The sequence below is a fragment of the Lysinibacillus sp. NPDC097231 genome (assembly GCF_044761885.1).
Taxonomy (GTDB): Bacteria; Bacillota; Bacilli; order Bacillales_A; family Planococcaceae; genus Lysinibacillus.
Genome location: NZ_JBIWDH010000033.1, coordinates 40,321 through 55,652 on the forward strand (window position 1 = coordinate 40,321; position 15,332 = coordinate 55,652).

General features: G+C 34.7%; 12 protein-coding genes. 5 read left to right on the top strand and 7 right to left on the bottom strand.

The window, feature by feature from the left end:
- Positions 1-3 precede the first annotated feature (3 nt).
- From rbsB to ACIQXF_RS17790, 4 genes are all read left to right on the top strand, one after another.
- On the top strand, positions 4-939 hold the full coding sequence (gene rbsB, locus ACIQXF_RS17775; RefSeq protein WP_402785388.1) for a ribose ABC transporter substrate-binding protein RbsB: 936 nt from the start codon (positions 4-6) through the stop codon (positions 937-939).
- A 316-nt stretch (positions 940-1,255) separates the two neighbouring features.
- Positions 1,256-3,106 (top strand): dynamin family protein, encoded by a 1,851-nt coding sequence (locus ACIQXF_RS17780; protein WP_402785391.1) that lies wholly within the window; start codon positions 1,256-1,258, stop codon positions 3,104-3,106.
- Positions 3,107-3,286: 180 nt separating this feature from the next.
- Complete coding sequence (locus tag ACIQXF_RS17785) at positions 3,287-3,631, top strand: hypothetical protein (protein WP_402785422.1); 345 nt, start codon at positions 3,287-3,289, stop codon at positions 3,629-3,631.
- Between the two features lie 13 nt (positions 3,632-3,644).
- Complete coding sequence (locus ACIQXF_RS17790; RefSeq protein ID WP_402785393.1) at positions 3,645-5,711, top strand: ankyrin repeat domain-containing protein; 2,067 nt, start codon at positions 3,645-3,647, stop codon at positions 5,709-5,711.
- A gap of 109 nt (positions 5,712-5,820) precedes the next feature.
- Here ACIQXF_RS17790 and ACIQXF_RS17795 read toward each other — a convergent pair whose 3' ends face one another.
- Positions 5,821-6,330, bottom strand: coding sequence for a ferritin (locus ACIQXF_RS17795; RefSeq protein ID WP_248716244.1), 510 nt, complete (start codon positions 6,328-6,330; stop codon positions 5,821-5,823).
- 369 nt (positions 6,331-6,699) lie between these two features.
- On the bottom strand, positions 6,700-7,461 hold the full coding sequence (locus tag ACIQXF_RS17800) for a TerC family protein (protein WP_402785396.1): 762 nt from the start codon (positions 7,459-7,461) through the stop codon (positions 6,700-6,702).
- Positions 7,462-7,885: 424 nt separating this feature from the next.
- Between ACIQXF_RS17800 and ACIQXF_RS17805 the strand changes: the two genes are divergently transcribed.
- The gene (locus tag ACIQXF_RS17805) at positions 7,886-9,670 is read left to right on the top strand and encodes an ABC transporter ATP-binding protein (protein WP_402785399.1); all 1,785 of its coding nucleotides are present in this window, start codon (positions 7,886-7,888) and stop codon (positions 9,668-9,670) included.
- Between the two features lie 183 nt (positions 9,671-9,853).
- Here the strand turns inward: ACIQXF_RS17805 and ACIQXF_RS17810 are convergent, their stop codons facing one another.
- The 5 genes from ACIQXF_RS17810 to ACIQXF_RS17830 all read right to left on the bottom strand — a co-directional run bounded on the left by ACIQXF_RS17810 (position 9,854) and on the right by ACIQXF_RS17830 (position 15,145).
- Positions 9,854-11,002, bottom strand: a complete 1,149-nt coding sequence (locus ACIQXF_RS17810; protein ID WP_402785402.1) for a Ger(x)C family spore germination protein — start codon at positions 11,000-11,002, stop codon at positions 9,854-9,856.
- Entirely contained in the window at positions 10,999-12,456 is a 1,458-nt protein-coding gene (locus ACIQXF_RS17815; RefSeq protein ID WP_402785405.1) for a spore germination protein, read from the bottom strand. The genes ACIQXF_RS17810 and ACIQXF_RS17815 overlap by 4 nt, the downstream gene beginning before the upstream one ends.
- Positions 12,456-13,580: an endospore germination permease gene (locus ACIQXF_RS17820; RefSeq protein ID WP_402785408.1), complete on the bottom strand. Its 1,125-nt coding sequence runs from the start codon at positions 13,578-13,580 to the stop codon at positions 12,456-12,458. The genes ACIQXF_RS17815 and ACIQXF_RS17820 overlap by 1 nt, the downstream gene beginning before the upstream one ends.
- A 166-nt stretch (positions 13,581-13,746) precedes the next feature.
- On the bottom strand, positions 13,747-14,634 hold the full coding sequence (gene rsiV, locus ACIQXF_RS17825; protein WP_402785410.1) for an anti-sigma-V factor RsiV: 888 nt from the start codon (positions 14,632-14,634) through the stop codon (positions 13,747-13,749).
- On the bottom strand, positions 14,627-15,145 hold the full coding sequence (locus tag ACIQXF_RS17830; protein ID WP_402785413.1) for an RNA polymerase sigma factor SigV: 519 nt from the start codon (positions 15,143-15,145) through the stop codon (positions 14,627-14,629). The genes rsiV and ACIQXF_RS17830 overlap by 8 nt, the downstream gene beginning before the upstream one ends.
- Positions 15,146-15,332 lie beyond the last annotated feature (187 nt).

A 15,332-nucleotide genomic window follows, 5' to 3' on the forward strand; every position in this document is an offset into this window, starting at 1 on the left:
TGGATGAAAAAGTTTAGTTTATTTTTTACAGCTTTAGCCTTAGTATTTGTACTTGCTGCTTGTTCATTAGACAATGGTAGCTCTTCAAAAGAAGGTACTTCCTCTAAAGAAGGGGATAAAACAACGAAAGATTCATTCACAATTGGGTTATCAATTTCAACATTAAATAACCCATTCTTTGTAACATTAAATGAAGGTGCACAAGCGAAAGCAGATGAACTTGGTGCAAAATTAACAGTAGCTGATGCTCAAGATAATGCATCAAAACAAGCTAGCGACGTTGAAGATTTAATTCAACAAGGTGTTGATTTACTTCTTATCAATCCAGTTGACTCAGCTGCTGTAGCATCAGCGGTTGAAGCAGCAAATGCAGCAGGTATTCCAGTTATTACAGTTGACCGTTCTTCTGAAGGCGGTGAAGTTGTTTCTCATATCGCATCAGATAACGTTGCAGGTGGAGAATTAGCAGGACAGTATTTAACTGAACTAGTTGGTAAAGATGCTAAAGTTGTAGAGCTTGAAGGTGTTGCAGGTTCATCAGCTGCACGTGACCGTGGCGAAGGTTTTAATAAAGCTATTGATGGTAAATTGAATGTTGTAGCAAAACAAACAGCTAATTTTAACCGTGCAGAAGGCTTAACAGTTATGGAAAATATCTTACAAGCAAATCCAGATGTTGTTGGTGTATTTGCGCATAATGACGAAATGGCACTTGGTGCTCTTGAAGCAATTGAAGCAGCTGGAAAAGATATTAAAATTGTAGGATTTGATGCAACAGACGATGCTAAAGCGGCTGTTAAAGCAGGTAAAATGGCGGCTACTGTTGCACAAAAACCAGATGAAATTGGTTCAATTGCAATTGAAACAGCAATCAAACATTTAAAGGGTGAAACTGTTGAAGCAAGTATTCCAGTTGAACTTGAATTAATTAAAAAATAATCTTAATTGATATCTAACCTCTCTACATTCAATGGTAGAGAGGTTTTTTACATGCTCAGTTAGCAGGTAGAATCTTTAAGAAGATAGAGCAGGGAAGAGAGGTCTACTCTTCTATTAACTTTGTAATATATATACTCTGAATGAGGAAAATGTCTGGGGTAGAATACTTCGTGAAATAAGAGTGATTTCCTAATTGTGACAACAGGAAGTGGGTATATTGTCCTTTTTTGTCGTTATTTTATAGTACTATGTATTAGAAATGGAATAGTTTCATTTATAATAAGATTATAGATACATACGAAAAGAGGTTTTGAGGATGACGAACATTGACAATATGCCAATCGAAAATACAACCTCAGCGAATAATATTTTGCCACAGTTTGTTGATCGTTTACGACAATTGCATGGCATCATTGAGCAAAATACATATGTAAAGGATACAGCTAAGCATTTAAATCGTATCATACAGGATGCTAACAACCAAACGATGATTCTTATTGTTGGGAAAGAACGTGTTGGAAAAACAACGCTTGTAAATGGACTTTTAGGACGCCAAGTTTTGCCTATTAGTGACCAGCGCCCAACAGGGGTGAATACATTCTTACGATATGGTGAGCATGAGGAAATAAAGGCGTATTTTCTAGATGGTGTTGTAGCGGTATTCGATATGAGTAAGCTGGAATTACTGACAACTGGCGATACCTTTGCTTCCCAAATATTACGAGAACATTTAGATTATCTTGAAGTATATTTGAAAAATGATTTATTAAAATCAGTGACAATCATTGACTCTGTTTCGTTAGAAGCTGGAGGAGGAGAAATGGCTTACTTCTCAGAATCAATGATAAACCGAGTTGATGAAATCTTTTGGGTACTACGCTCCGGCTCAATGGCCATTGATGCAGAAAGATTATTGATGGAAACATTAAAAAATAAAGGTGTTGAGCCTCTTTGTGTGATCAATGGTATTGATGCAAATGACAATACGAAAGAGTTTATCAGCTCTGAAAGAGAACGGATTGGACATTTAATGAGTGATTTTGTTGCTATCTCTGCATCAGATGCACTTGAATCTAAACAGACTAACAATGATGAGCTTTGGCAAAAAAGTAACTATGAGCATTTAATTGCACAAATTCACCGAGTTGCAGAAAATAGTGATAAGAAAACGTATGCCATTCTAATTCGCTTCTTGCAATGGCTGGAACGATTCCGCTTCGAATTAACTGTTATTCCACAACGTGATCCATTCCAATCTGCTGTTGAAAACATTGAAAAGTATGCTGGCGATACACAATACGAATTTTCACGCTATCAACGCGATCTAGCGATTGTGACTGAATATGAGCAAGAATACGAACAGGTTGCCGATGTATTTAAAAATGTTCAAACGCTTTATCTGCTTCTACAAACCATTTCACAAAATGATTATTTACAAGATAAAGTAGTGGAAAACTTTACAGAAAAGGCTGTTCTTTATCAACAAATGTTACGGGATTACCGCAATATGCATAGCGAATACAAACGTGAATACGATCGATTGGATGCACAACATAAAAAAATTCACGGAAAAGGTCTTATGAAGGCCATCTTTGGTCAGCATACACAAAATGAATTTTTCAAGGAACGTGTTAACAAGTTGAATGAGCAGCAAGTGGTTTGTATTGCGCAATTTGAGAAAGTGCAAGAAGCGGAGGCATTGATGCTTCAGTCCATTCATCCCATCCAAAATTATCTGATGGATTTATCGAAAAAACGTTTAGCGCGTATTGTGAATAAAGTACAAGAGTTAAATCAACAGCGTGCAAAAGAGAAGCGTCAATTAAAATTATATGCAGAGAAATTAAATGAATTTTCTTGTTTAATCGAAGCTCAAGGGTTTATAAAGGAAAATATTCAACCATTTTTAATGGACGAGCAAATGCCACTTAAAGTGAAGGATATTGACATGCTTAAAGAAACCATCAACAGTATTATGAACATTGATTTGTCAAATAATGGTCTGCTTGCACGTAGCCAGATGAATAATAAAATGCAAAGCATTGAAATTCCTTTCGAAGTTCAAGAAAAATATCCATTACATGTGTTATCCTTAACAGAAACGGATGTAAAATCTAACGATATACCAGAAATTCCGAGAAAATTAGATATTCAATATGAAGAATAAATGATAAAAAGGTTCTAAAAGGTTTTTTAAACTTTTAGAACCTTTTTTTGATAATAAACAGTTCGATTGAACAAGCTGCAAAATCCGGAGATGATTATTCTCCCGAAAGGTATGCTAGAGTACGTAGTAAATAATAGGTAATTAGTATATAATATTAATTATTTTCAATATATGGAGGATATGCTGGTGAAACTTGTACTACAAATAACAAGTATAATTTTAATTGTTACCGCTATAATTTTTGCTTTAACTCAAATCTCAAGTTTAAAAGAAGAAAGGAAGGATATGAAATATTGGGAAGAAGCGGCTCATAAACATTATGATAATAACCTTATAGAAGAAAAATATTATGTGTTAAAAGATATTTATACTTCTCATCTTACTACGACTTTAGTATCGGTAATATCTATAGTATTAACAGGGGTATTCTTCCTAGCAATAGCGAAAATTATTTCTTTACTCCAAGATATAAGTTTAAAGGTTAATAGAAAGCCTCAAGAAGAAGAATTTGAGTTGTTAAATTAATCGGAGGAATCGTATGTTAGTTGATATTAATTGTCCAATTGAATTGCTTGAGTATCAGCTGTATAGAAGTAAAAATACTGGCAAGGTTTATTGTTCATTTAGATTTAATAATATTTCAGAAAAAAGAATTAAAGGCTTTAATACTACTATTTATTGTTTTGATCAATTTGGTGAGCCAGTTGGGTGGGAATCAAATAGCTTTGAATATAAATTTCATCTAACTGAATCAATAGGCCCTAACCAAGCATTTGGTGACAATGAAAAAATTCCATTAGATAATTTTCCACATGCAAGAAACATCGATATAGTCATTGAGAAAGTACTTTTTAGTGATGAAACTACATGGACTAAAACTGAAACAGAGCTAGAAAAAGTAGAACTAAAAGAAATTAATAACCCAAGGCAATTAGCGTTTGTAAAAACAAATGAAGGAAAAGATGCAAAATATTATTCACAAATAATGAATGATAAATGGACATGTGTATGTGGACGTCTTAACTTAGAGAATATGGAAACATGTAAGCGGTGCAAAAGAGAAAAAGATCATGTTCTTTCAATTTATAGTAATGAAAAAACGATTAATGAACATATCAAATTATATGAAAAACAGTTGGAAGAGAATAAAAAGAAAGAGCTATTAGAAAAAGAACGTCAACATGAAATATATAAGAAAAAAGTAAAGAAGATCTTTAAATATAGTTCTATGTTGATCAGTCTCTTATTGCTTATTGCTATTGCAGGTTATGGCTTTATAACAAAGTTTACATTTTCATGGGAAAATTATCTTTTATTAAAAGATAAGGATAACTCTTTAATTGAAGCAGTAAAAAGCCAAAATATCAATGATATAAATTTTTTGATTGAAAACGGGGCCAATGTTAATTTTGTAAACAAGGATGGCGAAAATTCAATAAGTGAAGCCATCAAATTACCAAATAAAAAATTAGCTATTTCTTTAATGAATAAAGGAATGGGAAGAATCAAAGTTGGAAAAGAAAAGGACACTCTTGCGCATATTGCCATCAACAATGAACAATATGAAATACTAAAAGAACTTCACAAATTCGGAGTTGATATGGACGTAAAGAATGAGATGGGACATACCGTTCTGTATTCTGCAATGAGAAAAGGGAATAGAGAAATGATTGAATACCTTATTAATGAAATTAAAGTAGGTATTCAGGAAGTGGATAATGAAGGAAACAATATTGTACAAGTTGCCTTATTACAGCAATTAAACAATACAGCATTAATCAAGGAATTATTGAACCTGGACATTGATTTAAAGAGAGTGAATATAGGCGGTCAAAATACTTACGAAACGGCTATTCTTACTCAAAATAAAGAGATAGTTCAAATATTTATAGATAAAGGACTAGACCTTAATAAGGTTGATAAATTTGGAAATAATGCAATCCATGTTCTCCTTAATCATAAAAAAGATAATCTGACTTTTCTAGCAGAATTAATAAAAAAGGGAACAGATATAAATGGACTTAATGAAAAAGGTCAAACACCATTATATTTAGCGATAATAAATGGGGATAAAAAAACTATTGAAGAACTAATTAATAAAAAGGCGGATATCAATACGGTTAATAGTAATGGGGACTCAGCACAAGAGATAGCTGAAAAGTATAATAAATCATTGGTGGAATTATTTGAGCAAGATAAATTTGTGATTAAGATTGATAAACAAAAGAATGTTTTTATGGTAAATGGGATTGCTTTAGGTAATTCGAGAAAAGATGTAGTTAATAAGTTAGGAAACCCAGCTAAGAGGAAACAGTTCCAAAGTGCATATGGTGATATAGACTGTAATATTTATTACCTGAAAGATAGTACAGGAAAAGATATAGAGACGCATTATTGTTCTTATATAGGTATAAGCGATAAGATTGAAGACATTTCGTTTAAATTTTTTCCTATACAAATGAATGAAAAATGGTATAAAGATTTAGGAGAACCATATGTCAATGATGAAGCGCCGTTATTTTACTTAAAGGGTACAGATCAACTATTACTTTTAAAACCAAACGAAGAAATAGGGTTTCTTAGCTATAGTGGCCATTTTGATTAAGTCCATATAATATGTAAAAAAAGAGTCATTTTTATTCTTCCTGGGTAAATGTTAAGTACGACTAAGACATTGAGGAGGAATAAAAAATGACTCAATTTAATATTAAATTTTATGCTTCAGCATCAGGTGTAAATGAACGTGTAGCTAATTCAGCATCAAGCATAAAGATAGCGTTTGAGTCATTTTCAATGCGTTCAATTTTGCGAATTAATGTATCGAATGTTGACTCTTCTTCTACTTGCTCATCAATGAACCATTTCAAAAATGCCATTGTTGCGTGCTCGCGTTCATCTAAAGCAATATCCGATAGATTATAAATACGACGAGTCACTTCTTTTTCATGTGAAAGGGCAGTTTTGAAGGCATGTAAAATAGACTCGAAATGATTGTCTGGGCTGTCAAAGCCATGGATTGTTGCGCGGTAGCCCATATCACTTAAGAAATTATAAAATTTCATGGCATGGAAGCGTTCTTCTTCAGCCTGTACTAAAAAGAAGTTGGCAAAGCCATCATAGTCTTGATCTGTACAGTACGCGGCCATCGCCATATAGGCATGTGCAGAGTAAAATTCAAAATTCATTTGTTCGTTTAGTGCTGTGTGTAGTTTTTCAGATAACATAAAAGTTTTCCTCCCTTTGCAGTAAATACCTTAGGTTCTCTTATAGTATACAGCGAAGAAAGACAGACATACAAAAAAATGATTTTTCATTGTAATTGTTGCAAAAAATGATTGATATTTGTTCTCAATTAGAAGATTTAATCAAATTCATTTTTTAACGCCAAATTTCTTCTAAAAGATTGATTAATAAATTGATAAAAACTAAATAAAGATTTAAAGCCATCAATATCTGAAACTAACCTAGGATTTGGCTACACAGACACTGCCTTGTCCTTGGCAAAAGTGTCGGGGATTACTGCCATCTTAAATTGTACAAATATGATCGAACTAAAAAAATCGCCAAGATGTATATCCAGGCGATTTTTTAGATCATTTCGCATCTTTTTTGCTATTTTTTACACCAACTAAATAACCACCAAGGGCGATACCGACTAAGACTATCCAGAAAATAGACTTCCAAATTGTCGAGTGTGGGAACTCGTGTGGAATAACACCTAGTTTTTCATGTGCTAAAGTGAGAACAGCAAGCTTTACACCAACCCAGCCGACGATGAGGAAGGCTGCAGTTTCAAGGGATGGAAATTTATCGAGAATTCGCACGAACCAACGAGCTGCAAATCGCATCATGACAACACCGATAATACCACCTAGGAACATCACTGCGAATTGACCTGCATTAATGCCACCGATGTCATAATTTCCGATATGTGGCAGCGTTACTGCGATTGCGACTGCTGCTAAGATTGAATCTACTGCAAAGGCAATGTCCGCAAATTCTACTTTCAGTACGGTCATCCAGAAGCCGGATTCCTTTTTAGACTCTTGGATCTCTTCTGAATTTTGCGCGGCTTTCCGCGAATCATAAATATGCTTAGTAGACATGAATAATAAATAGGCAGCACCTAGAGCCTGAATTTGCCAATAGTTAACAAGTGTTGTAATAAGAAATAGTGCAGCGAAGCGGAAAATAAATGCTCCCACTAAACCATATAATAGTGCTTTTTGCTGTTGTGCCTTTGGTAAATGTTTCACCATAACTGCCATAACGACGGCATTATCAGCAGCCAATAAACCTTCAAGAACAATTAGTACGACGAGTACCCATGCGTATTCTAGTAAAATTGCTTCCAAATTTATTTCCTCCTTTATTCTTGGGATAGAAATGAATGACTTGCTTTTAACCTATTCTTTGCATTTTTAGGCAAAATAAAAAGACCTCTGCCTAAAAAATAGGCAAAGGTCTCGCTAAGCAATTAACTGTTAACTCCACAGAAAAATATCTTGTATGATAAGATATGCCTTCACACCCGATGGCACATGACCATGTAATGACGAATGTGAAATCAGATGTATCGTTCACATCTGCTAGCTACTCCCCTTTGACATAATTGTCAAAAGCTATTCAATTCTTTATACATGGATTATAGCATGTTTATTATAAATTGCAAATGAAAACGTGAAGATAGGGTGAAACAATATTTTTTCGAATTGTTCTAGCAAGTGGTATTATTGGAGATAAGTGAAAATTTTTTAGCAACTTAGAGAGGAGACAGTTATGTATAGAAAGTTTTTTTCATATTACAAACCACATAAACGATTGTTTGTCATCGACTTTTCGAGTGCCATCATAGTGGCCATTCTAGAGCTTGCATTTCCGCTAGCTGTGCAGTGGTTTATTGACGAGCTTTTACCTACAGGTGACTGGGGTATGATCGTCAAAGTAAGTGTGTTATTACTGCTTGTCTATGCACTTAGCACAGTGCTTAATTTTATCGTCAATTATTTAGGACATAAACTTGGTATTAATATCGAAACTGATATGCGCCAGGAATTATTTAATCATGTTCAGCGGCAATCATTCCGATTTTTTGATAATACGAAAACAGGCCATATTATGAGCCGCATCACGAATGATTTATTTGATATAGGCGAGTTTGCACATCATGGGCCAGAGGATTTATTTATTGCCCTCATGACTTTTGTTGGTGCCTTTGCTATTATGTTTAATGTCAATCCAACACTCGCGTTAATTGCTGCAATCATGGTGCCATTTTTAACATGGCTTGTTACTTATAGCAATATAAAAATGAACAAAGCATGGAAAACAATGTATGGGAAAATAGCCGATGTGAATGGTCGAGTAGAAGATAGTGTATCTGGCGTTCGTGTTGTAAAATCCTTTACAAATGAAGAGTTTGAAATGGAACGTTTTCAGGAGCAAAACGGCTTCTTCCGCTCTGCCAAATTGTATGCTTATAAAATTATGGCAGGAACGCATTCAAGTATTTATATGATGACCCGTTTGTTAACGCTTGTAGTGCTTGTAGTTGGATCATGGCTAAGCTATAATAGCAAGCTTTCTCCTGGAGAATTAGTAAGCTTTATTTTATATACAAACGTTCTTATTAAACCAATTGATAAAATTAGCGCATTACTGGAACTTTATCCAAAAGGTATGGCAGGTTTTAAACGTTTCCGTGAATTAATCGAGCAGGAGCCTGAAATTCAAGATACTGAAGGAGCCAAGGCTGTTACCAACCTTTACGGAGATATTTCATTTAACAATGTTCATTTTAATTATGATACATCCAATGTTCATTTTAATTATGATACATCCAAAACGGTTTTAACGGATATTTCGTTCGATGTTCGTGCTGGACAAACTATTGCGTTTGTCGGTCCTTCTGGAGCTGGGAAAACTACCATTTGTTCCTTGATTCCAAGATTTTATGATGTTAGTAGTGGTGCTATTACGATTGATGGTATAGATATTCGTGATATAACACAGTCTTCATTACGCTCACAAATTGGTATCGTTCAGCAGGATGTTTTCTTATTTACCGGGACGATTCGCGAAAATATCGCCTATGGAAAATTAGATGCTAGTGAGGGAGAAATTCGAGAGGCAGCTAAAAAGGCACATTTAGAGGCGTTTATTGCAGAGCTTCCAGAAGGCTATGAAACTCAAATAGGGGAACGTGGCTTAAAGCTTTCTGGTGGACAAAAGCAACGTATTGCCATTGCTCGGATGTTCCTCAAAAACCCACCGATATTAATTTTAGATGAAGCAACCTCTGCTTTAGATACAGAAACTGAAATGATTATTCAACAATCATTAACAGAACTTGCTGAAAATCGAACAACCCTAGTGATTGCGCATCGACTTGCGACAATTCGTAATGCTGACCGGGTCCTAGTAGTTACGCCAAATGGAATTGAAGAAGATGGAACATATGATGAACTTGTTGCCCAAAACGGCATTTTTGCTAAGCTCCATCATATACAGTTTCGTAAGGGGCAAGGGGAACGATCTTTGCAAGAGCATGTAGAATTAACGTAAAAAATAGAGGTAGGGGACATAAGTAAATTTAAAAAAAGCAAAAATAACATCAGAAAAGCGCGAGAAATCAATTTTAGAAACGTTGATTTCTCGCGCTTTTTAATGTTTTTTATCCTGCATAAAGGGGCAGTTGATCTACCACTTCAAAATTTAAGTGAAGCAAAAAAGGGAATACTACTTTGGCTATTCATTAACTGTCTCTGCAAAGGTTTTACGTCCAGAATTTACTCTTACCTGTACATCTAATTTACCAATAGAATCTGGAGTTAATTCGACCTTTCCACTCTTTTGTAATTTTTTCCAATCCTTCACGTTTTTTCGATATAGATGTTCTGAAAGGCGATAGATATCAATGTCTTTTTCTAATGCAGCTTTATACGTTTCTCTAATTTCTTTTTTTACATCTTTTTCTATTTTTTTTCGAATTTCTTTTTCTGAAGCTTTAGTTCTGAAGCCATTTACGGTCGCTTCTAGTTTTACATCTATATCAAATGTTACTTGATCACCTTTAACGACTGGCTTGATATCTATTTTTATTTTTTTTGCTGTAACGGTTAAGTAATTATCGTCACCATCAAAATTAAAGGTCAATTCGCCTCTTTTCGTTTTATTAGTCATCCACTGCATGCCTCTTGCATCTTTATCCTTTAAAAAGCCTTTAAATCCATCCTTTGAAAGCACACCCACCCCTATTAAGTCAGTATCCGATGCTGGTGCATCTGTTGTTTCCCAGTTTTTATTGATGGTTACGTAAGGAATGCCAATTTCGTGACTTGGTTCATTTAAGCCAATCACTAAATTTCTTAAATTAACGGGCTCTACGAATGTTTCTTGTTCTTCTGTATTTAAAGGATTACTTAGTTTTGATGCAGTTAGGGTTTTATTCAATATCGGCGTTATCAGAAGGACTTCATCAATTGGATTTTGTGTACAGTAGACCCATATTTGATATCTGGTTTCTCTATACCGTAATAAACTGTCAATAACGGAGATGGCATTCTCACTTTTTAAGGCCTCCTCAGAAAAAAGAACGTACGTCAAATGTCCCCAGAATAATTTTTGATCGATAGACCGATATAATTTAAAAAAGGCTTCTTCCATCGTTTTTCCTTTAGCGCGTCCTACTTCTGATTGTACGGCTTGTGGATTAGGTACTTCGGATTTTGCAACAGTTGCGAAGTTAATAATTTGTATATAGACCTCGTATTGACCATCTTTATAATCTATGCCAACGCCATGAACGTAGTACATTCTTTGTGGTTCAGAAATATCCCAACATCCTGAAAGCAGTAGTACAGTTAAACTTGATAGCAATATAAATTTTTTCTTCATTGTTTATTCCTTTTAGATGTACGAGTGTTATCTTGAGGAGCTAGTGCCTTATTGCGCTCCGTATATTCCTTTTGTGATAACCGGAAAATAGACTTTTTAATGGTCGACCAATTTAAATCTGTTGCAAGATTCATGTAAGAGTAACCGTAGATTCGAATGTTACATAAGTACAAAAGTGTAAAGTATAGAGAGATGAAAAATCCAAATAAACCAAAAAATGCGCTAGCAAAAATAAAAGCAACGCGTAATATACTCATGGTTGTGACAAGAGATTGGTTAACAAGTGTAAAGGACGCGATGGTAGAAATCGCAATAACAACAATCATTTCAGGACTTGTTACACCAGCGCGGATGGCAGCGTCCCCAATAATTAACCCTCCAACGACACTTATCGTACCGCCAATAACGGATGGTAGTCGTAAGCCAGCTTCACGGAACAGCTCAAACATGAGTAGCATGAGTAGCATTTCTAGAGAAGAGGGGAGTGGTAGACCCGTTTTGGATTGGACTACTGTTGCTAAAAGCTGCAATGGTAACTGGTTTTGGTGATAAGTTGTCAAGGATAGCCAAAATGCAGGTAATAATAAACCAATTAAAATCCCAAATATCCTTAATAAGCGTTCAACAGAACTAAAAATGACAGGATATTCATTATCCTCAGCCGATTTTAGTAATAAAAATAAATTAACCGGTGTTACGACAGCATAAGCTACACCATCAACTAAAATAATGAAGCGCCCTCTAATAAGAGATTGAATGGCATAATCAGGCCGGCCAGTATAATCGAATTTTGGGAAAAGCATGGAGTTCTTATTGATACGCTCCATTAATACATCCCCACTAAAGACGATATCTGTATCTATGGCTGCCAGTTGCTTTTTAATACCATGTAAAATGTCCATATCGACAATATCATCAAAATAAAGAATAGCTACGGTTGTTTTTGAGCGTTTTCCTAACTCCACTTTTTCGACACAAAATGAATTTGTAGGTAAACGTTTTCGCAATAGTGCAATGTTGACACGAATATCTTCAATAAAGTTATCCCTTGGTCCCTTAACGAGAACCTCCATTCTCGTCTCTTCAGGATTTCGATTAGGCTTTTTCGCAATATTACTAGCATATAAAAGATCTTCTTCTTCAAAATAAAGCAATAGGAAGCCAGTATATACAAAGGTGATGGCTTCTTCTTTGTCTTTAACTTTTTGAAGAGTCGGGATATGAAGTTGCATTGTAATATTTTCTTCGAAGGATGATTCAGTTAAATGATCGAAAAGAAATTGGACTCGCCGGATAATGACTTCATTGAGCAATTGTTGATCTATCATCGCGTCACAGGTAAAGAAATATACCTTATGTTGATTAAATGTATATTCCTGGAATTGAATATCTGCTGATTTTTGAAATAACTTTTTTAAGGTGTTTAGATCTATAGCCTTCTCCTGCTGAGGCATTATGATTCACCACTTTCCATTTCTTGTTTTTCAGATTTATTCTTTTTAGATGCTTTATCTGATAAGAAAGCGACTAGTACGAGAAAAATGGATATCAGAAAAAAGAAAATAAGAGTAGATATTAATATATAGTTCCCTTTCACCTTTAAAAATATGTTTTCATTCATCATAATTAATGGCAAGCAAAGTATGAAAAAGGGTGGGGCTAGCATTCTCCATATCTGCTTGGGGTCCCCAGTCATTTTCAATAAATCTGCCATAACATATAAGATGAAGCTAACTCGTATAAATGTTCCAGTAAGCCATTGGTAAATAGAGAAAAAGTCAAGATGCTCTATATAGCGACCGATTGATACTAGTCCCCATTCCTCGTAGGCAGGATATCTTTGCTTTGCAGCTTCGGTTGGACCAAATTCTGCAATTGCGCCCATGAGTGGTCCTAAAGTAAGCCCCATTAAAATGACAAGCATAATGCCAAAATGATACCAACGAATGCGCTCTTTAAATTGATGCTGTAAAAATAAAAGCATTACTAGTTCGATAAATCCTGATGCCGGGTAAAGCATCCCTTGGATAACTGGTTTGAATCCATGCTCAAAAAAAGGACGTAATAACTCGTATTCTTTAACCTGTATATTTGCAAAGGCTACAAAAAAACCAAAGACTAATACGCCAAATAGGACAAAAACATTTAAAATAACCATGGTTTGTAAACTTGTTGTAACAAGAAAAATACAAAGAATTGTATAAATAAGTAATAATATTATGACTGGTGTTTTAGGTAAAAAAGTAGTGTTTACCCATTGCAATGTTTCAACCATCGTAAAAGCAGCGAGAATGAGTAAATAAATAGCTATAATATAAATGACAATTGTAGAGCCTATTTTTCCGATTTTTGCATTTAACCAGTCCCTAATAGGTTCCTGATTCGTCTTTTTTTGAATATAAACTAAAAGAAATAGCCAGAAGAATACAATAGCTGCGGCCATTATCACAGAAACCCAGCCATCTCTTTTGGCAACATCCAGTAGCACTGGAATGATTGTCACGTGGTTTTTTAAGCCAATGACAGTCATGGATAAGAAAATAACATGTAAAATACTGATTGCTCCTAAACCCTTCATATGAATACCCTCTAACGTTTATTGATACATTTTAGCTTTGACAAAAAGTGAGAGGATTATAAGCATGACAGACTCTTCATAAAGGGAGATTTGAAGAAATTTCTATTGAATAAAAAAACGAGGCATTTAACGAATTAATCGTCAAATACCTCGTATATAGGATTATTTAATGAATGTATTCCATACTTACAAGATCCTTTTTAAGGACATCTGTTGGGATTTCGAATTCCACTACGCCCATATAGCCAGGTGCTACCTCATATTTATCGAAGGAAATAACAAGTTTACCCTTATCAGAAATATAGAATTGTTGATCCGCTTTAATAGCTTTAAATTCGTCAAAAAGCTCATCGTCAGAAAGGCCTCCTCCTTTTACCCAATACACTTTTTCCTGATCGGATGCCGCCTGTTCACGCATTTGTTCCTTAATGTTCTCACTGATTATATTAATATAACGATCATCATTAAACAGCATTGGTAGTGTAATTAGAATTTCATTTTGTTTATCAATTGTATCGTAGTGCATTACTGTAGATGAAGATCCAACTGTATTAACGACATAACGGCCAATCGATAAGATTTGGTCATTATCTGTTTTAATTTCATAGCCACTATCTACACCTAAATGACCGCCACCTTTTGCCTTTAAATCACCAACTTCAGCAATAAAGTCATCATAAAGAGCCTTACCTTCTGAACGGTATTTTTCATTTAATGTATTTGCTAATTCTTTATTTTCTAGGTTTTCAATAGAAGGTACTTTAATATTAGCATCGTACGTGTCTTCTGCTACTTCATATTCAGTCCATGTTAATACCTTTACGACGCTACCAACAACAGGAATTTCAGAAAGTGTACGCGCCATTGCAGGACTGACATTTAAACCAGCTGTAAAAAGCATTGCAGCTGCCGCAGAACCAAGTAACCATTTTGGTGCTTGTTTTTTTCTTTTCTTTTTACCTTCTTTAAGTGCGTTCTCGACCACAAAATCAAGCTCCTTTGGAATGGGTACCTCATTATATTGCTTTTCTAATTCTTTTAGTTTTTCATCCATGTGCAGTTTCTCCCTTCACATCTTGCAACTGAATTTTCAATAGTTTTAACGCTTTATAAAGGCGCGATTTGGCTGTACTCAGCTTAATGTTAAGGATATTGGCAACATCAGCGAGCTTTAAATCTTCGAAATAATGTAAAATGACAACTTCACGATACATTTGAGGTAGCTCCTCTAATGCATGCTCTAAATCGACGTTTTCATAGACATCTTCTTGAGCAGGTGTTAAATATTGCAATGTATCATCGTCTGTTACCTGTAAGCGTTTATGTTTACGTAAAAAATCTATAGATGTACGTACGACGATTTTATAAAACCAGCTTTTTATATTTTCGACATTTTCTAGTCGATCGAGAGAAAGCATTGCTTTTTGAATACTGTCTTGTACAACATCAAGTGCATCCTGTTCATTTTTCGTATAGCTATACGCGAGCAAATAAAAACGTTCTTTCTGTTCGCGAATAAACTGGACAAACACCTCTTCGTGTTGAAATGCATTTCTTGTTTTCATGTCCAAAGAAGCTCCTTTTTAACATTTTCAAATTGTATACAACTACTAGACGTGTGGAAGGGGAAAAAAAGTTTATTTTATATAAAACTTACCACTACCGTCGCATAAATTTTGATTGAATTTTCTGTTTTCTCACTTTTTTGTTTAAGAAGAAAAAAGAAAACACACAAACAACGGTGATTGACAT

Excerpts from the sequence above, each read along its gene's own strand:
- rbsB (WP_402785388.1), top strand. The coding sequence starts at position 4 with ATGAAAAAGTTTAGTTTATTTTTTACAGCTTTAGCCTTAGTATTTGTA.
- ACIQXF_RS17780 (WP_402785391.1), top strand. The coding sequence starts at position 1,256 with ATGACGAACATTGACAATATGCCAATCGAAAATACAACCTCAGCGAAT.
- ACIQXF_RS17785 (WP_402785422.1), top strand. The coding sequence starts at position 3,287 with ATGCTGGTGAAACTTGTACTACAAATAACAAGTATAATTTTAATTGTT.
- ACIQXF_RS17790 (WP_402785393.1), top strand. The coding sequence starts at position 3,645 with ATGTTAGTTGATATTAATTGTCCAATTGAATTGCTTGAGTATCAGCTG.
- ACIQXF_RS17795 (WP_248716244.1), bottom strand. The coding sequence starts at position 6,330 with ATGTTATCTGAAAAACTACACACAGCACTAAACGAACAAATGAATTTT.
- ACIQXF_RS17805 (WP_402785399.1), top strand. The coding sequence starts at position 7,886 with ATGTATAGAAAGTTTTTTTCATATTACAAACCACATAAACGATTGTTT.
- ACIQXF_RS17810 (WP_402785402.1), bottom strand. The coding sequence starts at position 11,002 with ATGAAGAAAAAATTTATATTGCTATCAAGTTTAACTGTACTACTGCTT.
- ACIQXF_RS17815 (WP_402785405.1), bottom strand. The coding sequence starts at position 12,456 with ATGCCTCAGCAGGAGAAGGCTATAGATCTAAACACCTTAAAAAAGTTA.
- ACIQXF_RS17820 (WP_402785408.1), bottom strand. The coding sequence starts at position 13,580 with ATGAAGGGTTTAGGAGCAATCAGTATTTTACATGTTATTTTCTTATCC.
- rsiV (WP_402785410.1), bottom strand. The coding sequence starts at position 14,634 with ATGGATGAAAAACTAAAAGAATTAGAAAAGCAATATAATGAGGTACCC.
- ACIQXF_RS17830 (WP_402785413.1), bottom strand. The coding sequence starts at position 15,145 with ATGAAAACAAGAAATGCATTTCAACACGAAGAGGTGTTTGTCCAGTTT.